This is a genomic window from Pseudomonas sp. Irchel s3h17 (assembly GCF_900187505.1).
Classification (GTDB): Bacteria; Pseudomonadota; Gammaproteobacteria; order Pseudomonadales; family Pseudomonadaceae; genus Aquipseudomonas.
The window spans coordinates 116,215-138,688 of record NZ_FYDL01000003.1 but is presented as its reverse complement, the minus strand read 5'-3'; the positions used below and the strand labels follow the sequence as shown (position 1 = coordinate 138,688).

Annotated in this window: 16 protein-coding genes; all 16 read right to left on the bottom strand. The window is 60.3% G+C overall.

Going from position 1 to position 22,474, the window contains the following annotated elements; genetic code table 11:
- Positions 1–1,473 carry a type II secretion system ATPase GspE gene (gspE, locus tag CKW25_RS04705; protein ID WP_172736413.1) on the bottom strand — a complete coding sequence of 491 codons (1,473 nt, stop codon included), beginning with the start codon at positions 1,471–1,473 and terminating at the stop codon, positions 1–3.
- Positions 1,470–3,368: a type II secretion system secretin GspD gene (gspD, locus tag CKW25_RS04700; protein WP_095078032.1), complete on the bottom strand. Its 1,899-nt coding sequence runs from the start codon at positions 3,366–3,368 to the stop codon at positions 1,470–1,472. The genes gspE and gspD overlap by 4 nt, the downstream gene beginning before the upstream one ends.
- Complete coding sequence (locus CKW25_RS04695; protein ID WP_256577930.1) at positions 3,369–3,911, bottom strand: type II secretion system protein N; 543 nt, start codon at positions 3,909–3,911, stop codon at positions 3,369–3,371.
- On the bottom strand, positions 3,912–4,439 hold the full coding sequence (locus CKW25_RS04690; RefSeq protein WP_095078031.1) for a cytochrome b: 528 nt from the start codon (positions 4,437–4,439) through the stop codon (positions 3,912–3,914). It abuts the gene before it with no gap.
- A 94-nt stretch (positions 4,440–4,533) separates the two neighbouring features.
- Complete coding sequence (gene gbpA, locus CKW25_RS04685) at positions 4,534–6,003, bottom strand: N-acetylglucosamine-binding protein GbpA (protein ID WP_095078030.1); 1,470 nt, start codon at positions 6,001–6,003, stop codon at positions 4,534–4,536.
- Between the two features lie 494 nt (positions 6,004–6,497).
- Positions 6,498–7,565 (bottom strand): uroporphyrinogen decarboxylase, encoded by a 1,068-nt coding sequence (gene hemE, locus CKW25_RS04680; protein ID WP_095078029.1) that lies wholly within the window; start codon positions 7,563–7,565, stop codon positions 6,498–6,500.
- Between the two features lie 252 nt (positions 7,566–7,817).
- Complete coding sequence (locus CKW25_RS04675; protein WP_095078028.1) at positions 7,818–9,236, bottom strand: FAD-dependent oxidoreductase; 1,419 nt, start codon at positions 9,234–9,236, stop codon at positions 7,818–7,820.
- 33 nt (positions 9,237–9,269) lie between these two features.
- Positions 9,270–13,715, bottom strand: coding sequence for a glutamate synthase large subunit (gene gltB, locus CKW25_RS04670; RefSeq protein ID WP_095078027.1), 4,446 nt, complete (start codon positions 13,713–13,715; stop codon positions 9,270–9,272).
- A gap of 349 nt (positions 13,716–14,064) precedes the next feature.
- A complete protein-coding gene (locus CKW25_RS04660; RefSeq protein WP_095078026.1) occupies positions 14,065–15,654 on the bottom strand; it encodes an SPOR domain-containing protein in 1,590 nt (529 codons plus the stop codon).
- Positions 15,655–15,664: 10 nt separating this feature from the next.
- The gene (gene aroB, locus CKW25_RS04655) at positions 15,665–16,765 is read right to left on the bottom strand and encodes a 3-dehydroquinate synthase (RefSeq protein WP_095078025.1); all 1,101 of its coding nucleotides are present in this window, start codon (positions 16,763–16,765) and stop codon (positions 15,665–15,667) included.
- A gap of 148 nt (positions 16,766–16,913) precedes the next feature.
- Positions 16,914–17,432 (bottom strand): shikimate kinase AroK, encoded by a 519-nt coding sequence (gene aroK / locus CKW25_RS04650; protein ID WP_095078024.1) that lies wholly within the window; start codon positions 17,430–17,432, stop codon positions 16,914–16,916.
- Between the two features lie 4 nt (positions 17,433–17,436).
- Entirely contained in the window at positions 17,437–19,488 is a 2,052-nt protein-coding gene (gene pilQ, locus CKW25_RS04645) for a type IV pilus secretin PilQ (RefSeq protein WP_095078023.1), read from the bottom strand.
- A 13-nt stretch (positions 19,489–19,501) separates the two neighbouring features.
- On the bottom strand, positions 19,502–20,029 hold the full coding sequence (locus tag CKW25_RS04640) for a pilus assembly protein PilP (RefSeq protein WP_095078022.1): 528 nt from the start codon (positions 20,027–20,029) through the stop codon (positions 19,502–19,504).
- A complete protein-coding gene (pilO, locus tag CKW25_RS04635) occupies positions 20,026–20,649 on the bottom strand; it encodes a type 4a pilus biogenesis protein PilO (RefSeq protein ID WP_095078021.1) in 624 nt (207 codons plus the stop codon). The genes CKW25_RS04640 and pilO overlap by 4 nt, the downstream gene beginning before the upstream one ends.
- Positions 20,646–21,212, bottom strand: coding sequence for a PilN domain-containing protein (locus CKW25_RS04630; protein ID WP_095078020.1), 567 nt, complete (start codon positions 21,210–21,212; stop codon positions 20,646–20,648). The genes pilO and CKW25_RS04630 overlap by 4 nt, the downstream gene beginning before the upstream one ends.
- On the bottom strand, positions 21,212–22,276 hold the full coding sequence (locus CKW25_RS04625; RefSeq protein WP_095078019.1) for a pilus assembly protein PilM: 1,065 nt from the start codon (positions 22,274–22,276) through the stop codon (positions 21,212–21,214). Before CKW25_RS04625 ends, CKW25_RS04630 begins: the two co-directional genes overlap by 1 nt.
- Positions 22,277–22,474: the final 198 nt, after the last annotated feature.

Here is a 22,474-nt window from a genome sequence, read left to right as displayed (position 1 = left end):
CTAGTCCTCCTGACTGACGCGCAGCAGCTCGTCTAGACTGGTCAGCCCTTCGAGTACCAAGCGCTGACCATCTTGAAACAGGCTGTGGGAATGCTGCCGCGCGGCCTGCGTCAGGGCCTGTTCACTGGCACCCTGATGGATAAGCATCGACAGCGCCGGCGTGATACTGACCAACTCATACACACCGATCCGCCCACGATAACCTTGCTGACACTGTGTACAGCCTTGGGCCCTGAACAATTGCACCGGCGCTTCGACAGCTAATCGGCGACATGCAACCGGGTCCGCCTCGTAAGGCTCCCGGCAATACAGGCAGAGTGTCCGTAACAAGCGCTGGGCGAGCACTCCCACCAGCGATGAGGCCAACAGGTAGGCGTCAATGCCCATGTCCAGCAACCGGGTGACAGCGCCTACCGCACTGTTAGTGTGCAAAGTCGACAGCACAAGATGCCCGGTCAACGAAGCCTGCACAGCAATCTCGGCGGTTTCGCGATCACGGATTTCACCGACCATCACCACATCCGGGTCCTGCCGCAGAATCGCCCGCAGACCACGGGCGAAAGTCATCTCGACCTTGGGGTTGACCGGCGTCTGGCCAATCCCCGGCAAGTGGTACTCAATGGGGTCTTCCACTGTCAGGATATTGCGCGTCTGATCGTTGAGGCTGGCGAGGGCGGCATACAAACTGGTGGTTTTTCCCGAGCCGGTGGGGCCGGTCACCAGAAGTATCCCGTGGGGCTTGCCGAGCATGTGCGCGAAGCGCGCCAGGGTTTCGGGAGGCATGCCCAGGCGTTGCAAGTCGAGGCGGCCGGCCTGCTTGTCGAGCAAACGCAAAACCACACGCTCGCCATGGGCCGATGGCAAGGTCGAGACCCGCACATCGACTTCGTGCCCGGCCAGGCGCAACGCCATCCTGCCATCCTGCGGCACACGCTTCTCAGCGATATCCAGGCGGGCCATGACCTTGAGTCGCGACACCAGCAAATTGGCCAGCTCACGTCGTGGCTTAAGCACTTCGCGCAACTGCCCATCCACCCGCATGCGCACCGACAGGTATTGCTCGAACGTCTCCAGGTGGACGTCTGAAGCTTTCTCGCGCACGGCCTCGCTAAGCAACGCATTGATCAGCCGAATGATCGGCGCATCCCCCTCCTGCTCGAGCAGGTCGGCAGTCTGCGGCAACTGATCGGCCAGGCTCAGCAGATCCAGTTCTTCGTCCAGCCCTTGGGCGACCTGTTCGGCAGCGCTGCGGCCTTCACGGTAAGCACTCGCCAGACGTATCGCGAACAGCGCGGGCTCCAGCACCTGGAGAGGCAAGTCACGTCCGGTGATGCGTCGGACTTCCGCCAGCGCGGTCAAGGCAGTGTCATCACGAATCGACAGGCGCATCGCCGAGCCCGAGCCTTCGAGCAACACACCCGAACGCCGGGCAAAACCGAATGGCAGCTGCTCGCAGCCCTTCAGGCTCGTCACGGGGCAGCCCGCTCGCGCTGCTCATCGAACAGCCGATGCGGATCCTGAGGCAGGGACAGTGAATTGTTCTGGCGTGAGTCGGGCTGACTCAACTCACGCAGCGCCTTGTAGCGATCCTGGCTGATCTCGGCGAGATCCTGCCGGCTGCGCACGATGGTCGGCCGCAGGAACACCATCAGGTTGCTTTTGGTCTGGGTATCCTTGGTCCAGCGAAACAATGCGCCCAGATAAGGAATATTACGCAACCCCGGCACCCCGCTTTCCTGGGTCCGCACGCTGTCCTTGATCAGGCCGCCGATCACGATGATCTCACCATCATTGGCCAGAATGGTGCTTTTCAGCGCGCGTTTGTTGGTAATCAGATCGGATGAGTCCACCCCGGACACTGCCGGCGCAATATCGGAAATTTCCTGCTCCAGCTCCAGTCGCAGGAGCGATCCTTCGTTGATGTGCGGGCGGACCTTCAGGCTGATCCCGACATCCTTACGCTCCACCGTGGTGAACGGATTGTCGGCACCGTTGCTATTGGTGGCATAGGAGCCGGTCTTGAATGGCACATTCTGGCCAACGATGATTTCCGCCTCCTGGTTATCCAGGGTCAACAGGCTTGGCGTCGACAGCAGGTTGCTGCGGCTGTTGCTCGCCAGTGCCGAAATCAGGGCCGTGAAATTACCCCCGCCAAGACGCAACAGCGAGCCTTCCGGGGCCGGATTCTTGTCATCGAAACCCAGTCCGCCCAGTACCGGAACACCGGTACCGGGAAAGTTGATGATGCCTTTGACGTCACCGCTGTCCAGCCCCCACTGCACTCCCAACGCTTCGACGATGTCACCGGTAATTTCCACAATGGCGGCGTGAATCAGTACCTGGGCGCGTGGCTGATCCAGTTCACGAACAATGTTTTCAAGGGTACTCAGTTGTGTCGGGTCGGCGAATATCACCAGGGCGTTCTGGCGCTCGTCCGCCTTGACCATCACAGGTGTGGGCGACAGCGAGTCTTTTGCCTGGCCGGTGCCGGATTGAGCTTTGAAACCCTGTCCCAGTTCATCCAGGACCTCTGCCAATTGCTTGGCATCGCTGTGGTACAAGCGGATCACCCGGGCATTATCGAGTTTGCCTGTCGCTGGAATATCCAGTGATCGTGCCAGTTGAACCAGGCGCTCACGTGCCACGGGGGGGCCCACCAACACCAGGCGATTGGATCGGGTGTCGGCAATCACCAGGCTCCCGGCCTCGGTGCCGGCCTTGCCCAGAGACACTTCCAGTACCTTGGCTATTTCGCCCGCCAGGCCATGACGCAATGTGACGATGGTGTGGCCATTGCGGGTACCGGAGTCGAGTTGGCGCACCACCTGCCCAATCCGTCGGACATTACTGGCGCTGTCGGTGACCACCAGGGCGTTGGCGGAGACCGAAGGACCAACATACCCGTTACTCGACACTAATGGCCGGACCAACCCCGCCAGGTCAGCCGCCGTGCTGGCGCCGAGCGCGATGACTTCGGTGACGAACTGCCCATCGCGGGACGTTCGTGGATCGGCCTGGCCGGCCCGGGTCTTGGCCTCTGCCACGGGCGTAATGAGGATGCGGTCGCCCTGATCAATGACCGTAAAGTTGTGCGCATCAAGCACGGAGTAGAACAAGCGTCGGACACCCTCGCGATCCAGTGCTTGCTGGGACATCACAGTGACCCGTCCTTGTACCTTGGGATCGAGGATCACGGTTGTGCCAAGAATCGACGACATCTCTTCCACAATGTCGCGTAGCTCAGCGTTGTTCATTGCCAGTTGCCAGCGCTCCTCTTCGGCCGCCGCCCTAGCGGGTATCAGCAGGGCAGCGAAAACCAGGACACTCAGCAGTACGCCAGAGGTGCCAAAACGAGTTGGAAAGTTCATTCAATGACCCTGTGACAGATGAGTGCTTGGCCGAAGGTGAAGAAGAGCCGGTGCCGGCCTGGGGACAGTCGGATTGGGCCGTAACACCGGGCTCTCAGTGCCTGGTTGCAATATCAACAACTCCTCGCGCCCCTTGCGCCACAACACAACTCTGGACACCTCGATCCGCCGTAGCACGCTACCGCCCGGCAAACTGTCACCGACCTGATACAGACGTTCGCCATCCGCGCCTGCCAGCAAAGCCCGGGAAAGACCCGTGCTTGAGACAAAACTGCCACGTAACGTCAGGGGCTCCGCGCTACGCTCGACAGCCGTTTGTGCTGCCAACCCCATTACCGTTGCGATGGCATCGGGATTGAACTCGACCTGTGCTTGTATTGCCTTGGGCGGCTCGCCCGTCGATGACGATCGCAGCGCCAGTTCCTCGCGCATGTGCACTTCTTGACTGAACAGGTAAACGCCATAGCCAAGTGGTGCCGTCCACAACAGAGCAGCAAGCAGCACCGACCAGTGCGCGAAAAGCACCGTCAACAACCGGGCCATTCAGCGCTTGAACCACATGTTTGCCAGGACGCGGCGGCCCGATATCTCGTGCTTTACGACGGCGCAGACATGCAAGGCGACCAACACCGCGAGTACGATGCATGCAAAGACATGCATACGAAAAAACAGCGAAATCCAATAAGGATCTTCCAAGGGTTGAGGAATGAACACGAGATCAAAGACGTTAATTACTTGATCCATCATCAGTACACCCGTCACCAGCACGATACTCATAACAAGATAAATCAACCCATGTACAAATGAAGCCAGACGCTCTACTGGCAATCGAGCCGTTCTTGCGACAAGAACATGTCGCCACGCGGCCAGAGAAACCCGCACAACAAAAAATGGTATTAGAACAGTGGTCAGCGATATATTGATAAACGTCAGCAACCCCTTGAGCGCCATCGACACTTCGAACAGCGAAACATAAAATCCGCTATCCAGCGCCCAGATAATCCAGATAATAATGACCGCAGAAAACCAGTGCAGAGACCTCTCCACACCGGTATAGGGCAAAGTGTTCATTTAAATACACTCACCTACTCACTTCCAAGCAAACTACACCTTGAACTTCGGGCATTCAATAACCCTTGAATGCCCGAAGTAGTGTCAGGTCCGCTTACTTTTGATCCCAGGCCATGTGCCAGTGGCCACCAACTCCTGGCTCGTAACCATTCGCCGAAGGGCTGTACTGCTTGCAGTAGCCCGAGTTAGGGGGCGGCTTGCACTCATAGACCTGGCCGTCCTTGGGTTGCAGCACCTTGGTCCCGGCAGTGTATTCACCCAGATTACTCGGGAATTCAAAGTCGTACTCTTGCGCTCCGCCTTCACCGATCAACTCGGTGTGTTCGAAGGCCTGGCGTGTTGTACGACCATCCTCGGTGGTGCCGAGCAGTTTCACTCCATGCTTGCCCGGAGCTGAACGCACATCGATGCTCAGGGTGGGGTTGCTGTTTGCCGCCGCCGATTGACGGGTGAAGCCGACTTGCTTGTTAGCCTCATCAAAAATGGTCGCTTCGAGGGTCATCGCACGGTTGCTGACAACCGGTACCGCGACCGCACCTACCCCCTTCACCAATTCATGTTCGGGGGCCAGGGCACCAAATTCCATGCGCGCTTCGGTATCTTCCTGCATATCCAGAGCAATTTCGTATCGTGTAACACCGCTGTCTTTCTGAGCGTACAGTTTGTTCACGCCCTTGACCGGCTCGATGTTGTCCTGCTCATCACGGATGCCTGCACGAATCAGTTTCTGGGTCTTGTTGATCTTCTCGGCCAAGGCAAACGACCAATTTTCAGGCTTGCCTTCTTCTGCGTTGTTGATCGAGATCCCGACACTGTATTGCGCACTTTCACCGTTGGCGGTAAAGGCCCGTGCCTTGACCTTATCGCCAGGCAACAAGGTGATTGCAGGGGTAATGTTGCCCACCGGGCTCCAGCCACCCGGCAATGCTGCTTCGGCAAGAATGTTGACGTCAGCAACGTTGTAGAAGGCCGCATCAGTGTCTCCGACGGTCCAGATTCCCAGAATCACGTGGTGACCCGTCTTGTCGTCCGGAATCACGCAGGCGTGCTTGGCGCCGGTTACCGGCAGCACGTTACCACCGTCGACATTACAGAACCGCGTGCTGTCGAAAGAGGCGCGCTTGAGTGCCTCGTTGGGATTCCAACCGTTTTTGGTGATGAAGTATTCATGCTTGGTCGCAGGGTGCGCAGCGGTGTAGGTCCAGTCGAAATCGACAGACCGATCCTTGATTTCAGTCAGATGCCAACGACTGGCGGACTGAGCGTCGACCGCGGAGAACAAGGTAATACCCCCACTGGCGATCTTCCCGTCAACCGGGCCCTGCAACGGAGCCCCCCCGACACCACCGGGAAACCCTTTGAAGGTCTCGCCCACACTTTGGGGTTCGTATTGCGCACCACCGCAATCCTTGTTCAAGCCTTTCTGGCAAAGAAAGGCCCGCGAAGGCGGTTCATTCAAGTAACCATGGGCGGCGACACCCGGTGAGGCCAGCATTACAGCCAATAGAGTCAACGAGGAAGCACATCCTGCCAATGCGCCTCCTTTAGAAATAGTGCTATTCATGTTTTTAGTTCCAGACTGGGTATTAATAACCGTTTCAGGACGTCATATGACGGACAGCTGCTCAGTATCGAACGGTCGTACAACTACGACATCAATACCCTGGAAGCGTACAAGAGAGTGCCGTTATAACAAGTTCGATCCAGACACCTATTTGCAATGGGTTTAGCATTCAAGCTGACCAGGGTGAGCGAGTGCCACACTTTAAGCTCTGAACTTTTAATTCGATGTAGGACAAGTCCCGCACCGAGCAGGAATTTTCGACAATGCTATCTATCAGACAAACAATGTAACGACGCCTTACATAAGGTCGTACTTGTTCGACGTAAACTCGACATAAAAAGTTAAACAACTGGAAATATAGCCTGGAAGTGCAAGGCTTCCATCCCTAGACACCAGGCAGGCGGGTATCAGCAGCAGAAGTGCCAAACCAGAAGGGATTGGATAGGGGAGGTGCAAGACCTGCCTGGCACTGAGGCCAGGCAGGTTGTCACGGATTACTCGTGGTACTGCGCCGACAACTCGTGCACCGCGCGCAGGAAGGCGCCAGCGTGTTCCGGGTCGACTTCCGGGGTGATGCCGTGGCCGAGGTTGAACACGTGGCCGCTGCCTTTGCCGTAGCTGGCGAGGATGCGCCCGACTTCGGTGCGGATCGCTTCTGGCTTGGCGTAGAGCACGGTCGGGTCCATGTTGCCTTGCAGGGCCACCTTGCTGCCGACGCGGTCACGGGCACTGCCGATGTCGCAGGTCCAGTCCAGGCCCAATGCATCAGCGCCAGCGTCAGCGATGCTTTCCAGCCACAGGCCACCGTTCTTGGTGAACAGGATCACAGGCACTTTGCGGCCTTCGTGCTCACGGATCAGGCCGCTGACGATCTTGCGCATGTAGGCCAGGGAGAATTCCTGGTATGCCGCCGCCGAGAGGCTGCCGCCCCAGCTGTCGAAGATCTGTACCGCTTGCGCACCGGCCATGATCTGGCCGTTGAGGTAGCTGGTGACCGTCTGCGCGAGCTTGTCCAGCAGCAGGTGCAAGGCTTGCGGGTTGTCGTAGAGCATGGTTTTGGTCTTGCGGTAGTCTTTCGACGAGCCGCCTTCGACCATGTAGGTGGCCAGGGTCCATGGGCTGCCGGCAAAGCCGATCAGCGGCACGCGGCCGTTCAGTTCGCGGCGGATGGTGCTGACCGCGTCCATCACGTAGCCGAGGTCTTTGTGCGGATCAGGAATCGGCAGGGCTTCGATGTCGGCCATCGTGCTGACGACTTTCTTGAAGCGCGGACCTTCGCCGGTCTCGAAGTACAGGCCTTGGCCCATGGCATCGGGGATGGTCAGGATATCGGAGAACAGGATCGCCGCATCCAGCTGCGGGTAGCGATCGAGCGGCTGCATGGTGACTTCGCAAGCGAACTCCGGGTTCATGCACAGGCTCATGAAATCGCCGGCCTTGGCGCGGCTGGCACGGTATTCAGGCAGGTAGCGACCGGCCTGACGCATCATCCACACGGGCGTGACGTCTACGGGTTGCTTGAGCAGGGCGCGAAGGAAACGGTCGTTCTTCAGGGCAGTCATGTCGGCATCCGGAAAAAAAGTGCGGGCATTTTCTCAGAGCGCGACGCAAAAGGCACGGTTGCAGGTCAGCCTTTTGTCTATCGGGTCAATTTGTCGCGGTGGAATGCAGTATTTGCCTCACCACAAAGCGACTGTGGGAGCGGACTTGCTCGCGAATGCGGTGTGTCAGACAACAAAACTGTCGACTGACACTCCCTCTTCGCGAGCAAGCCCGCTCCCACATTTGGACCGCATTCCATTTCTGGAAAGTGGTTACACGCCCAGGTAATCCAGGATCCCTTCGGCGGCATTGCGGCCTTCGAAGATCGCCGTCACCACCAGGTCGGAACCGCGCACCATGTCGCCACCGGCGAAGATTTTCGGGTTGCTGGTCTGGTGCTTGAACTTGCCTTGTTCCGGGGCGACAACGCGGCCCTGACTGTCGGTCTGGATCTCGAACTGTTCGAACCACGACGCCGGGCTTGGACGGAATCCGAAAGCGATGACCACGGCGTCGGCCGGGATGATCTCTTCGGAGCCCGGGATCGGCTCGGGGCTGCGACGGCCACGGGCGTCCGGCTCGCCGAGACGGGTCTCGACCACCTTCACGCCTTCGACCTTGTCTTCACCGACAATGGCGATTGGCTGGCGGTTGTAGAGGAACTTCACGCCTTCTTCCTTGGCGTTCTTCACCTCTTTGCGCGAGCCCGGCATGTTCGCTTCGTCACGACGATAGGCGCAGGTCACCGACTTGGCACCCTGGCGGATCGAGGTCCGATTGCAGTCCATCGCCGTGTCGCCACCACCGAGGACCACGACCTTCTTGCCCTTCATGTCGACGAAATCTTCCGGCGACTTTTCAAAGCCCAGGTTGCGGTTGACGTTGGCAATCAGGAAATCCAGGGCGTCATAGACACCCGGCAGGTCCTCACCGGCAAAGCCGCCCTTCATGTAGGTGTAGGTGCCCATGCCCATGAACACGGCATCGTATTCCTCGAGCAACTGCTCGATGGTCACGTCCTTGCCCACTTCGGTGTTCAGGCGGAACTCGATGCCCATGCCGGTAAAGACTTCGCGGCGATTGCTCAGCACGGTCTTTTCCAGCTTGAACTCCGGGATACCGAAGGTCAGCAGACCGCCGATTTCCGGGTTCTTGTCGAACACCACCGGGGTCACGCCACCGCGCACCAGCACGTCGGCACAGCCCAGGCCCGCAGGGCCCGCACCGATCACCGCCACACGCTTACCGGTCGGCTTGACCTTGGACATGTCCGGGCGCCAGCCCATGGCGAACGCGGTGTCGGTGATGTACTTCTCCACCGAACCGATGGTCACCGCGCCGAAGCCGTCGTTAAGGGTGCAGGCACCCTCGCACAGACGGTCCTGCGGACACACCCGGCCGCAGACTTCCGGCAGGGTGTTGGTCTGGTGCGACAGTTCGGCGGCGGCGAGGATATTGCCCTCGGCCACCAGCTTCAGCCAGTTGGGAATGAAGTTGTGCACCGGGCACTTCCATTCGCAATACGGGTTACCGCAACCCAGGCAGCGGTGGGCCTGGTCGGCCGACTGCTGGGGTTTGAAGGGTTCGTAGATTTCCACGAACTCTTTCTTGCGTTGACGCAACAGTTTCTTCTTCGGATCCTTGCGCCCGACCTCGATGAACTGGAAGTCATTATTCAGACGTTCAGCCATTGTTAAAACCTCATCAAACTCTTCAGGCGCATATCACTGCGGGTTGGCACGGGTGCTGGAAAGCAACGATTTCAGGTTGGCAGCCTTGGGCTTGACCAGCCAGAAACGACGCACATAGTCATCAAGGTTTTCAGCGAGGTTACGGCCCCATTCGCTGTCGGTTTCCTCGACGTATTCGTTCAGCACGCGTTGCAAGTGGCTGCGGTAGGCTTCCATCGCCTCGCCGCTGATCCGCTGGATTTCCACCAGTTCGTGGTTGACCCGGTCAACGAAGCTGTTGTCCTGGTCGAGCACGTAGGCGAAACCGCCGGTCATGCCTGAACCGAAGTTGTAACCGGTCTTGCCCAGGACGCAGACGAAACCACCGGTCATGTATTCGCAGCAGTGATCGCCCGTGCCTTCCACCACGGTGTGGGCACCGGAGTTACGCACGGCGAAACGCTCGCCCGCGGTACCGGCGGCGAACAGCTTGCCGCCGGTGGCGCCATACAGGCAGGTGTTGCCGATAATGGCACTGTCCTGAGTCTTGTAGACGCTACCCTTGGGCGGCACGATGACCAGCTTGCCGCCGGTCATGCCTTTGCCGACGTAGTCGTTGGCGTCGCCTTCCAGGTACATGTTCAGGCCCCCGGCGTTCCACACACCGAAGCTCTGGCCAGCGGTGCCTTTGAAACGGAAGGTGACCGGCGCCTTGGCCATGCCCTGGTTGCCGTGTTTGCGCGCGATTTCACCGGAGATCCGCGCGCCGATGGAACGGTCGCAGTTGCAGATATCCAGGGCGAAGTCGGCACCGCTCAGGTCGTTGATCGCCGACGTGGCCATGTCGACCATCTTCTCGGCCAGCAGGCCTTTGTCGAACGGCGGGTTGCGGTCCACTTCGCAGAACTGTGGCTTGTCCGCCGGGATGTGATCGCTGCCCAGCAACGGAGTCAGGTCCAGGTGGTTCTGCTTGGCAGTCTGCCCTTCGAGGATTTCCAGCAGGTCGGTACGACCGATCAGTTCCTCGAGGGAACGCACGCCCAGCTTGGCCAGCCACTCACGGGTTTCTTCGGCGACGTAGGTGAAGAAGTTCACCACCATGTCGACCGTACCGATGTAGTGGTCCTTGCGCAGCTTCTCGTTCTGGGTCGCCACGCCGGTGGCGCAGTTGTTCAGGTGGCAGATGCGCAGGTATTTGCAGCCCAGGGCGATCATCGGCGCGGTGCCGAAGCCGAAGCTTTCAGCGCCGAGGATGGCCGCCTTGATCACGTCGAGGCCGGTTTTCAGGCCGCCGTCGGTCTGCACCCGCACCTTGCCGCGCAGGTCGTTGCCGCGCAGGGTCTGGTGGGTTTCCGCCAGGCCCAGCTCCCATGGAGCGCCCGCGTACTTGATCGAGGTCAGTGGCGATGCACCGGTGCCGCCGTCGTAGCCGGAGATGGTGATCAGGTCGGCATAGGCCTTGGCCACGCCGGCAGCGATGGTGCCCACGCCCGCTTCGGCAACCAGTTTCACCGAGACCAGCGCCTTCGGGTTGACTTGCTTGAGGTCGAAAATCAGCTGCGACAAGTCTTCGATCGAATAGATGTCGTGGTGCGGCGGAGGCGAGATCAGGGTCACGCCCGGCACCGCATAACGCAGCTTGGCGATCAGACCGTTGACCTTGCCGCCTGGCAACTGGCCCCCTTCGCCGGGCTTGGCACCCTGGGCGACCTTGATCTGCAGCACTTCAGCGTTGACCAGGTACTCCGGGGTCACACCGAAGCGGCCGGTCGCCACCTGCTTGATTTTCGAGCTCTTGATGGTGCCGTAGCGCGCCGGGTCTTCGCCGCCTTCGCCGGAGTTGGAACGCGCACCCAGGCGGTTCATGGCTTCGGCCAGGGCTTCGTGAGCTTCCGGCGACAGGGCGCCCAGGGAGATACCGGCGGAGTCGAAGCGCTTGAGCACCGATTCCAGCGGTTCGATCTCGCTGATGTCCAGCGGCGTATCCAGGGTCTTGACCTTGAGCAGGTCGCGGATCATCGACACCGGACGGTTGTCCACCAGCGCCGTGTATTCCTTGAACTTGCTGTAGTCACCCTGCTGCACAGCGGCTTGCAGGGTGTTGACCACGTCCGGGTTGTAGGCGTGATATTCGCCACCGTGGACGAACTTCAGCAGACCGCCCTGCTGGATTGGCTTGCGCGGGCTCCAGGCTTCGGCAGCCAGGGCCTTTTGCTCGGCTTCGATGTCGACGAAGCGCGCACCCTTGATGCGGCTCGGCACGCCACGGAAGCTCAGGTCGCACACTTCCTCGGACAGGCCGATGGCTTCGAACAACTGAGCACCGCGATACGAGGCGATGGTCGAGATGCCCATCTTCGACAGGATCTTCAGCAGGCCTTTGGTGATGCCTTTGCGGTAGTTCTTGAACACCTCATAGAGGTCGCCCAGTACTTCACCGGTGCGGATCAGGTCGCCCAGCACTTCGTAGGCCAGGAACGGATAAACAGCAGAGGCGCCGAAACCGATCAGCACCGCGAAGTGGTGCGGATCGCGAGCGGTGGCGGTCTCGACCAGGATGTTGGAGTCGCAGCGCAGGCCTTTTTCGGTCAGGCGGTGGTGTACCGCGCCGGTGGCGAGCGAAGCGTGGATCGGCAACTTGCCCGGGGCGATGTGGCGGTCACTCAGCACGATCTGGGTGCGACCGGCACGCACGGCTTCTTCAGCCTGATCGGCGACATTGCGCACGGCGGCTTCAAGGCCCATGGCCTCGTCGTAGTTGAGGTCGATGACCTGGCGTTCGAAGCCCGGGCGATCGAGGTTCATCAGCGAGCGCCACTTGGCCGGGGAAATGACCGGCGAGCTGAGGATCACGCGCGAGGCGTGTTCCGGCGACTCCTGGAAGATGTTGCGCTCGGCACCGAGGCAGATTTCCAGCGACATGACGATGGCTTCGCGCAGCGGGTCGATCGGCGGGTTGGTGACCTGCGCGAACTGCTGGCGGAAATAGTCGTACGGCGTGCGCACACGCTGGGACAGCACGGCCATCGGCGTGTCGTCGCCCATGGAGCCGACCGCTTCGTAGCCCTGCTCGCCCAATGGACGCAGCACCTGGTCACGCTCTTCGAAGGTGACCTGGTACATCTTCATGTACTGCTTGAGCTGGTCGACGTCGTAGAAGGCCGAACCGTGGTCGTTGTCTTCCATGGTCGCCTGGATGCGCAGGGCATTCTTGCGCAGCCATTGCTTGTAGGGATGACGGGACTTCAAACGGTTGTCGATGGCGTCGGTGTCGAGGATCTGACCGGTTTCGGTGTCCACGGCAAAGATCTGGCCCGGGCCCACACGGCCCTTGGCGATCACGTCTTCAGGCTGGTAGTTCCAGACACCGATTTCCGAGGCCAGGGTGATGAAGCCATTCTTGGTGGTGACCCAACGCGCCGGACGCAGACCGTTACGGTCGAGCAGGCATACCGCGTAGCGACCATCGGTCATGACCACGCCGGCCGGGCCGTCCCACGGTTCCATGTGCATCGAGTTGTATTCGTAGAACGCCCGCAGGTCCGGGTCCATGGTCTCGACGTTCTGCCACGCAGGCGGAATGATCATCCGCACGCCACGGAACAGGTCGATACCACCGGTGACCATCAGCTCCAGCATGTTGTCCATGCTCGAGGAGTCGGAACCGACGCGGTTGACCAGCGGGCCGAGCTCGTCCAGGTCCATCAGGTCGTTGGTGAACTTGGTGCGACGGGCCTGGGCCCAGTTGCGGTTGCCGGTGATGGTGTTGATCTCGCCGTTGTGCGCCAGGAAGCGGAACGGTTGAGCCAGCGGCCATTTCGGCAAGGTGTTGGTGGAGAAGCGCTGGTGGAACACGCAAATCGCGGTTTGCAGGCGCTGGTCACTCAGGTCTGGATAGAAGGCGGTCAAATCCGCCGGCATCATCAGGCCTTTGTAAATGATGGTCTTGTGGGAAAAGCTGCAGATGTAGTGGTCGGTGTCGGCGGCGTTGGCCACGGACGAGCGACGACGGGAGCTGAACAGCTTGATCGCCATGTCCTGATCGCTCAGGCCATCACCGGCGATGAACACCTGTTCGATCTGCGGCAACCGTTCCAGGGCCAGGCGGCCAAGGACGCTGGTGTCGATTGGCACTTTGCGCCAGCCGATCAGTTGCAAGCCTTCAGCCAGTATCTCGCGGTTCATGTTCTCGCGAGCAGCTTCGGCTTTGACCGGATCCTGGTTGAAGAAGACCATGCCCACTGCATATTGCTTGGGCAGTTCCACACCGAAGGTTTCCTGGGCGATGGCACGCAGGAACACATCCGGTTTCTGAATCAGCAGACCGCAACCGTCACCGGTCTTGCCGTCGGCGTTGATCCCACCGCGGTGGGTCATGCAGGTCAGGGCCTCGATGGCCGTTTGCAAAAGGGTATGACTGGGTTCGCCCTGCATATGGGCTATCAGGCCGAAACCGCAGTTATCCTTGAATTCATCGGGTTGGTACAGACCTGCTTTCATAGACACTTTCTCACCAGGCTGCCTCTTACAGAGACAAATTTCTTTTTAATTCAACCGCTTACCTTCCGCGCCGAACGTACGCCAGCTTTGCGGGGGCAAAAGGGAGGTCATTGTACACACCGACACAGAGGCTCACAAATTTGACGACGAAATGTCGCAAATCTATGTCGCATTTATGAAAGGTTTAAATCGATATGCTGTGCTAGTCAAAACATTTTTGATGTTGACCGCAACGACCCAAAGACTACTGTGACGCAGACACCACAAGGCACGCGGCCTGTAGAGCAGCGCGCACTTGTAGAAATTTTGAGGTGCTTGGAGAGGCGGCCTGGATAAGGCCGCCGAATCTTCAGCGAGTTGTTGCCAGTTCCTGTTGGACGCTGGCGACAGTGCGAGGCCAAGGTTTACCAGCCTGAACCTTCGCTGGCAAGGCCTTGATAGCGGTAACAGCTGCATCGCGGTTGGCGAAACTGCCGTAAGTGATGACGTAAAGCGGCTTGCCGTTGAGCACTTTCTTGAAATAGCGGTACTGGCCGCCCTGCTCTTTGACGAAGTTCTGCGCCGCGGCTTCCGAGCTGGTGCCCAGGATCTGTACGACGTAGCTGCCCGGAGCCTGACCGGCATACCAACTACCACCGGATGTCGCCTTGGCGACCGTAGCTGGCTTCTCGGCCGGCTTGGCTACTGGAGCAGGCTTGGCCACAGGGGCCGGCTTGGCCGCTGGAGCAGGTGCAGGCTTGGCGGTAGCAACCTGGACAGGCGCTGGCTTGGCAACAGGTGCTGGAGCCGGGGTCGGTGCAGGACCGGCTGAAATGCCGGCCGGCGGTGCAATGGTGGTCACGGTCGGCGGAACAGCGCTGGAACCTTCGAGCGGCACACCGTCGTCGCCTTCGGTGATGCCACCGGCCTCTTCAGCCAACGGCCCCCGCATTACCGGCTGGGATTGCCCGACCAGCGGCAGCGGCATCGGCTGGGTGTTGCCGGCGAACTCGACCGCCGGAGCGCCGCCGTTCGGTGTTGGAGCGCCCTGGCCGAGCGGCAGTTGCGCCTGCTCGTTGGCAGGTGCGCCGGTGGTTGGTGTCTTGCTGCGGCCCGGCATCAACCAGGCAGCGGCCACCGCAACCACGACAACGGCGGAAATTGCCAATACGTGTTTCTTCGGCATGTTGAACCCCACACTTGGACGCTTGACCGCTGAGCGGCTAGCAATCATGGCTTCGATCATCGCATCGCGGGCAACCTGGTTGATGTTTCCAGGCCAGCCGTCGGAGCTTTCGTGAATATCAGAGATCTGATTGGCGGAGAAAAGTTCGATTCCCTGACCGGCACCCTCAAGGCGCTGAGCCAGGTATTCGCGAGTTTCCTCCTCGGCATACGGTTGCAGCTCGATGACGTGGAAGCGCTCTTCCTCGCCCGTCAACGGCTCAAGCCCGGCGATCAGCGACGGCTCACCGAACAGGAACACATGCGGGCGCCCCTCAGGCGCACCGGCCGCCAGGGCCAGCAACGCTTCGAGCGCCGACTCGTCGAGCTGCTCGGCGTCGTCCACCAGCAGATAGACTTCCTGGCCGGTCAGGGCGAGTTGCACCACCTGCTTGAGGATCGCACCGACTTCAGCCTGCGCGATTTCCAGCGACTGGGCCACCTGACGCAACACACCGGCCGCATCACCGGCACCGCGGGCGGAGACCACCACGCTCTGTACCGTCTGCTTGTTGGTGCTGGCAACCAGCGCCTGGCGCAACAGGGTCTTGCCGCTGCCTTGCGGCCCGGTGACCACCAGCAACAGCTGGCTATAACGGGCCAGGTGATGCAGTTGTCCCAGCACGGGCTTGCGCTGGGCAGGGAAGAATTTGAACCCTGGAACCCGTGGAGCAAAGGGGTCATGGTTCAACTGGTAGTGGCCTAGGAACGCCTCGTCGGCATGCAAACTGGTCATGGGGATCTTATTAACCTTTAAGCTGAGCCAGGGCGCGGTAATCCGCTCCCAGCGTGGCCTGTAAAACCTCTTTCGGATAATCGTCGGTCACTACGGCTTCGCCTATACGGCGCAATAACACCAGCCGCAAACGGCCGTCGATTACTTTCTTGTCTATTGCCATGTGTTCGAGAAAATCGGCAGGGGTCATCTCTGCTGGCGGGATGACCGGCAACCCGGCACGCTGGAACAGGCGAATACCGCGATCGCGCTCCTGGGGTGTGATCCAGCCCAGGCGCGACGACATCTCCAGCGCCATTACCGTGCCCGCAGCCACCGCTTCGCCATGTAGCCAGACACCATAGCCCATGTGGGTTTCGATAGCGTGACCGAAGGTATGACCCAGGTTGAGCGTGGCCCGCACACCGGACTCACGCTCATCGGCGCCAACCACCACAGCCTTGGCCGCGCAGGAGCGCTCGATGGCGTAGGTCAGCGCGCCCTGGTCGAGGGCGCGCAGGCGGTCGACGTTGTCTTCGAGCCAGGTCAGGAACGGTTCGTCGCAGATCAACCCGTACTTGATGACTTCGGCCAGGCCGGCAGACAGCTCGCGGGCCGGCAAAGTGTTGAGGGTGGCGGTATCGATCAGCACCACGTTCGGCTGATAGAAAGCGCCCACCATGTTTTTGCCCAGCGGATGGTTGATCCCGGTCTTGCCGCCTACCGAGGAGTCGACTTGCGACAGCAAGGTGGTCGGCACCTGAATGAAATCGACACCACGCTGGTAACAGGCGGCGGCAAAACCGGCCATGTCGCCAATCACGCCGCCGCCCAGGGCGATCACGGTGGTGCGTCGGTCATGGCGTGCGGTAAGCAGGCCATCGAAGATGGTTTGCAGGGTTTCCCAGGTCTTGAAGGCTTCGCCATCGGGCAACACCACCGAAATGACGGAAAACTGTGCCAGGCTGCGGGTCAGACGCTCCAGATACAGAGGCGCAACGGTCTCGTTGGAGATGATTGCCACTTGCCGCCCAGCGATATGCGGCGCCAGCAACTCGGGCTGGTCCAGCAACCCTTCGCCAATATGGATCGGGTAGCTACGCTCGCCTAAATCGACCTTAAGTGTCTGCATGTGTCCCCACAATGAAGTTGGAATCAGGTGCCCTGCCTTTTGTTATCGATTGGCAACACCTGATTGAATGACGTTGCCCACCCGTCTTGCGCCACACCCCGAAGCCGTCATGGCGCGAGGCCGAGGATAGCGCATTTCGCGCCGGGGATTAACGGGGAGGAAGCTGCTGCAAGCGCTCCAGAATGTCTAGAACAACCATCCGCGGTGGCCGCTCATCGGTTTCCACCACCAGGTCGGCGATTTCCCGATACAGCGGATCGCGCAGCGTCAGCAGATCGCGCAGCGTCTTGGCCGGATCGGCGGTGCGCAGCAACGGACGATTGCGATCGCGCGAAGTGCGCCCGACCTGCTGCTCGACCGACGCATGCAAATACACCACGCGCCCGCCGGCATGCAGCGCGCGACGATTGGCTTCGCGCATGACCGCGCCACCTCCCGTCGCCAGCACCACGCCGTCGAGCGCGCACAATTCGGCGATCATCGCCTGCTCGCGGTCACGAAAGCCGGGTTCGCCTTCTTTGTCGAAGATCCACGGGATATTGGCACCCGTGCGCAATTCAATTTCCTTATCGGAATCCTTGAACGGCAGGCGCAACTCTTTGGCCAACAAGCGACCGATGGTGCTTTTACCAGCACCCATCGGCCCAACAAGAATCAAATTTCGCACAGAATCAATGACTCACAGCAATCGCCTGGTTATTCATGATACGCGGAGTGAGAAATACCAGCAGCTCGGATTTTTTCTCCGACACCACGTCACGCCTGAAAAGGCGGCCAAGATACGGCACATCACCGAGAAATGGCACTTTATCTACGACCTTGCTCTGAGTATTTGAGAAAACCCCACCGATAACGATAGTTTCGCCATCGGTCACCAGCACTTTGGCATTGACCTCGTTCTTCTTGATCGGCGGTACATCCTGCACCTTGTTCAGGTAGTCCGGTTCGTCCTTGGTGACCTTGACTGCCATGATGATGCGGTTGTCGGGGGTAATCTGCGGCGTCACCTCCAAAGACAGCGAGGCCTCCTTGAACGACACCGAGGTCGCGCCACTGGAGCTGGCCTCCTGGTAGGGAATTTCCGTACCCTTGAGGATCTTCGCAGTCTCCTTGTCGGAGGTCACCACCTTGGGCTGTGAGACGATCTCCCCATTGCCGGTCTTCTCCATGGCCGTCAGCTCAAGGTCCAGCAACAGGTTATCGGTGATGTAGGCGATACCGATTCCCGACGTATGGCCCGCCACCCCCATGTCGACGAACGGTGAATTGGTGCTGGCGCTTCTGCCCAAGGCCCCCTCCTTCGCGCTGCCAACTCCGGAAGCGTTCCAGTTGCCACTACGCACCGAACCACCCCAGCGCACACCCAGGCTCTTGTCGTAATCGACGTTGGCCTCGACGATGCGTGCCTCGATCATCACCTGGCGCACCGGAATATCCAGTTGCGCGACGATCCGCCTCAGCTCTTCCAGTCGTTCCTGGGTCTGGTAGGCGATGATGTTGTTGGTGCGCTCATCGACGGTGATCGAGCCGCGCTCATCGCGCTTGGCCTCGGCACTGGTCACCGACTGGAACAATTTGGCGATATCCACCGCCTTGGCGTAATTGACCTGCAGCAGTTCCCGGCGCAGCGGGGCCAGTTCGGCGATCTGCTTTAGCGACTCCAGTTCCTGGCGCTCACGGGCGGCGATTTCGTCCGCCGGGGCGACCAGCAGGACGTTACCAAGCTTGCGCTGGTCCAGCCCCTTGGTCTTGAGCACCAGGTCCAGCGCCTGGTCCCAAGGGACGTTTTGCAAGCGCAAGGTGATGCCACCCTGCACCGTGTCACTGGCCACCAGGTTGAGCTGGGTGAAATCGGCGATCAGTTGCAGCACTGAACGCACGTCGATGTCCTGAAAATTCAGCGACAGCTTTTCACCGCTGTAGGCAGAGCGCTCGACATTGCGCTTTTGCAGGTCCTCAACGACCATCGGTCGGACACTGACGGTCAGCTTGTTGTCGGTTTGAAAAGTCGAGTAGTCGAAGGCGCCACTGGGCTCGATGCTGATGCTGGCCTTGTCGGCGGATGCACTGGCATTGACGTATTGCACCGGGGTGGCGAAATCCTTGACGTCCAAACGAACCCGCAACCGCTCGGGCAAGCGGGTCCTGGCGAAACTGAGGATGATCTTGCCGTCGCGCTCCTGGATATCCGGGCTGATCCCTCGATCCGACAAGTCGATGACAACGTTGCCCTCACCCTGCTCTCCACGCTGGAAGTCCACACCGCGAATGGCCTTGCCCGCGTAGTCGGCACTTCCGGAAGGCTGCGCGACCTTGGCCGGGCTTGCCTTGCGAGCAACGGCAGCCGCCTGCCCGACCACCACGAACAAGGCGTTGCCTTCGACCCGCGTACTGTAGGGCACCAACTGCGCCAGGTTGATCACCAGTCGCGCTCGATCCTTGACCTCGACCACCGTGGCGCTGCGCACGTTTGCACCGCCCAGGTCACGGTGCTTGCTGGCCAGGTGACTGGTCACCCCCGGCAAATCGAGGGCAATTCGCGCGGGTTTATCCGTGGTGTAGCCATGAGGTTCCGGGGGCGGCCCGTCGAAAACCAGCTTCAGCTCGACGCGATCACCCGGTAGCGCGGCGACATCCAGCGCGTTGAGGCTGGCCGCCGACACCCCCGGAGAAAGCAGCGCTATCCCTAGCGACAGACCGAGGATTGAAAGAGTCCTGTTCATGATTCGGGTTCCACTATGAGTGCACTTTCAGAGGGAGGGTCCGCGGTCGCTCCAGCCAGGCACCCTCGCCATCGGGAACGATTTCGACCACGTCGACCTGGTCATCGCCGATCGCCACAATCCGCCCGTCGTTACGACCCAGGTAGTCGCCCACCTTGAGCCGATGCACACCACCGGCACCACGCAACAGCGCAAAGGTGCCCGAGGCATTGGCGATCGTGCCGACCATTTCGAATTGCTCGATATTGAAACCTTCCAGGTAGTGCCGGATCCGGGCGGGATCCGGCCGGACAGCGCGCGAACCCTGACCACCACCGGCCAGGCCCGGCCTGATCTGCGCGGAAAACGGGCTGCGTAGCGAGGCGGCGTTGTACGTGAACGTCGGGTAAGCGCGGAAGACCGGCATCGGCTCAATCTGGCCGGGCGGACGCACCAGCACCTCGTTCATATAGGCATCCAGGTCGCTGAAATCGCCGTCACCGTCACACCCGGCAAGACCGCCCGCCAGCACGAGAGGAAAGAGCCATCGCGGCGCACTCATGGCTGGCGCCCGGTATCGTTGTAGCGGTAAGTCCTGGCCTGGATGTTCATGCGCAGCCTGGCGTCGAGACCCGGGCTGGCCGGCTCGATGCTGAAGTCATGCAGGGTGACAATCCGGGACAGTCCCGCGACTCCGCTGACGAAGGTCGCCAGGTCGTGATAGTCGCCCGTGACGGCGATCTGGATCGGCAGTTCGATGTAGAACGGCCGGGCGACTTCCGGCAGCAGCTTGATCTCTTCGAACGCCAGGCCACTGCCCAGGCCGGTTCGGCTGATGTCCTCCAGCAGCCCTGGCACTTCGGTATCGCCGGGCAGTTGCCTGAGCAGCACACCGAACGCTTCTTCCATGGCTTTCATCTGCTCGGTGTAGGGCTCGAGGTTGGCCGCCAGTTGCGCCTTGCTCGAAAACTGCGCCTTCAGGCTCGCCTCCCCGGCACGCGCCTGCTCCAGCAGATCGTCCAGGTCGCGAAGCTGAAGGTTGTAGCCCAACACCAGCACCAGGGCCATGACCAATGCACCGACCAGGACCTTGACCGGTGCAGGCCACGACCCGATGTTGTTCAGGTCCAGCTCATTGATATCGACCTTGCGCACCGCGTCCAGCCATTGCACCAGGCTCATTCCGCGCCCCCGGTCGTGGCCGGCGCTACCTGGCGAACGGTCAACCGGAACAGACTGGCCTGATCCGATGCGCCAGGCGTCGCGGTCTTGACCTCGCTCAGGCTCGGCGCACCGAACCAGTCGGACCCCTCGAGATTGCGCATCAGGTCCGAGACCCGGTCACTGGCGAGTGCCGCGCCACGAATGGACAGCGTGTCGTCGACCCGCTTCACCTCGGTGAAATACACGCCCGCGGGCAGGGTACGCACCAGTTGGTCAAAGACTCGCCCACTGACCGGTCGATTACCCTGCAGGCCCTGGATAATCCCCATGCGCTCGACGAGTTGCTCACGTCGGGCTTTCAGCTCGCCAATCTGCCGGATCCGGTCATCCAGCACGGCAATCTGCCTGCTGACATAGGCGTTACGGGCGATCTGCCGTTCGATGGCGCTGTTGATCCAGTGATTGCCCAACAGAATCACGCCAACCGCCACGACCACGACACCCACCAACGACAGCAGGAAACGCTGGCGCCGCTCCTCGCGCTGCGCTTCACGCCAGGGCAGTAGATTGATCCGCGCCATCAGTCGAAGCTCCTAAGCGCCAGACCGCACGCAATCATCAAGGCCGGTGCATCCGTCGCCAGCGCAACGGCATTGACCTTGCGGCCCAAGGTCATGCCGACGAACGGGTTGGCCACGAACGTTGGCGTCTCCAGGTGCTGCTCGACCATGCGGCCCAGACCGTCGATCGAAGCCGTGCCACCGGCCAGCACGATATGGTCGATCGCACGGTACTGGCCTGCGGCAAAGAAAAACTGCAAGGAGCGCGACACCTGCTGCACCAGCGTCTCGCAAAAGGGCTGCAGGACTTCTCGAGCGTAGTTTTCCGGCAGCCCGCCTTGTCGCTTGGCCAGCATCGCCTGCTCGACAGACACGCCATATCGTCGCTGTATGTCCTCGGTCAACTGGCGACCACCGAACAACTGCTCACGGGTATAGATCACTCGACCATTGAGCAACACGTTGAGCGTGGTCATGGTGTCACCGATGTCGACCAGCGCCACGATCGAGTGCTCGCTCAAACCCGCCAGCCGTGGCACCAGCAAGCCATAGGCCCGCTCCAACGCAAACGCCTCGATGTCGACCACCTTGGCCGTCAGGCCCGCCAGGGCCAGCGCAGCCTCACGCAGCTCGATACTTTCCTTGCGACAGGCGGCCAGCAGCACCTCTACCCGCTCAGGACTATGACGAACGACACCCTGGACGTCGAAGTCGATGGCGACTTCGTCGAGGGGATAAGGAATATACTGGTCGGCGTCGAGCTTCAATTGACACTCCATCTCATCGACCGACAGCCCGGCATCCAGTTCGATGACCTTGGTGATGACCGCTGATCCGGAAACCGCCACCGCGGCATTCCTGACATCGCTCCGGGTCCTTTGCAGCAGCCGGGACAGTGCCGCCCCAACCATGTCGAGTTCGACAATGTTTTTCTCGACCACCGCACCGGCTGGCAGCAGCTCCATCCCACTGGCTTCGACGCAATAGCGCGTGCCAGAGCGGCTCAGCTCCACAAGCCTGAGCGAGGTTGAACTGATGTCGATGCCCAATAGCCTGCGGCGCTTTTTATTGAAGAGTCCTGGCACTACCAATTCCCTATGACTTTCCGTGAGTTACGGACTCTTTATTGTTCGTTGCGTTCAATAGCCGAGTCTTGACACTGGGGCCAAATGCGCCTGAGGTAGAAAAAGTGCTTATAATGCCCATCGTTTTTTTCCGCTTTTCGCAAGCGCAGGCCGATCCTTGCTAACCCTGAATGCCCTGACGCCTAATTCATTCTTTAC

Coding starts and splice junctions, on each gene's coding strand:
- gspD (WP_095078032.1), bottom strand. CDS start 3,368: ATGAACTTTCCAACTCGTTTTGGCACCTCTGGCGTACTGCTGAGTGTC.
- CKW25_RS04695 (WP_256577930.1), bottom strand. CDS start 3,911: ATGGCCCGGTTGTTGACGGTGCTTTTCGCGCACTGGTCGGTGCTGCTT.
- CKW25_RS04690 (WP_095078031.1), bottom strand. CDS start 4,439: ATGAACACTTTGCCCTATACCGGTGTGGAGAGGTCTCTGCACTGGTTT.
- gbpA (WP_095078030.1), bottom strand. CDS start 6,003: ATGAATAGCACTATTTCTAAAGGAGGCGCATTGGCAGGATGTGCTTCC.
- hemE (WP_095078029.1), bottom strand. CDS start 7,565: ATGACTGCCCTGAAGAACGACCGTTTCCTTCGCGCCCTGCTCAAGCAA.
- CKW25_RS04675 (WP_095078028.1), bottom strand. CDS start 9,236: ATGGCTGAACGTCTGAATAATGACTTCCAGTTCATCGAGGTCGGGCGC.
- gltB (WP_095078027.1), bottom strand. CDS start 13,715: ATGAAAGCAGGTCTGTACCAACCCGATGAATTCAAGGATAACTGCGGT.
- CKW25_RS04660 (WP_095078026.1), bottom strand. CDS start 15,654: ATGACCAGTTTGCATGCCGACGAGGCGTTCCTAGGCCACTACCAGTTG.
- aroB (WP_095078025.1), bottom strand. CDS start 16,765: ATGCAGACACTTAAGGTCGATTTAGGCGAGCGTAGCTACCCGATCCAT.
- pilQ (WP_095078023.1), bottom strand. CDS start 19,488: ATGAACAGGACTCTTTCAATCCTCGGTCTGTCGCTAGGGATAGCGCTG.
- CKW25_RS04640 (WP_095078022.1), bottom strand. CDS start 20,029: ATGAGTGCGCCGCGATGGCTCTTTCCTCTCGTGCTGGCGGGCGGTCTT.
- pilO (WP_095078021.1), bottom strand. CDS start 20,649: ATGAGCCTGGTGCAATGGCTGGACGCGGTGCGCAAGGTCGATATCAAT.
- CKW25_RS04630 (WP_095078020.1), bottom strand. CDS start 21,212: ATGGCGCGGATCAATCTACTGCCCTGGCGTGAAGCGCAGCGCGAGGAG.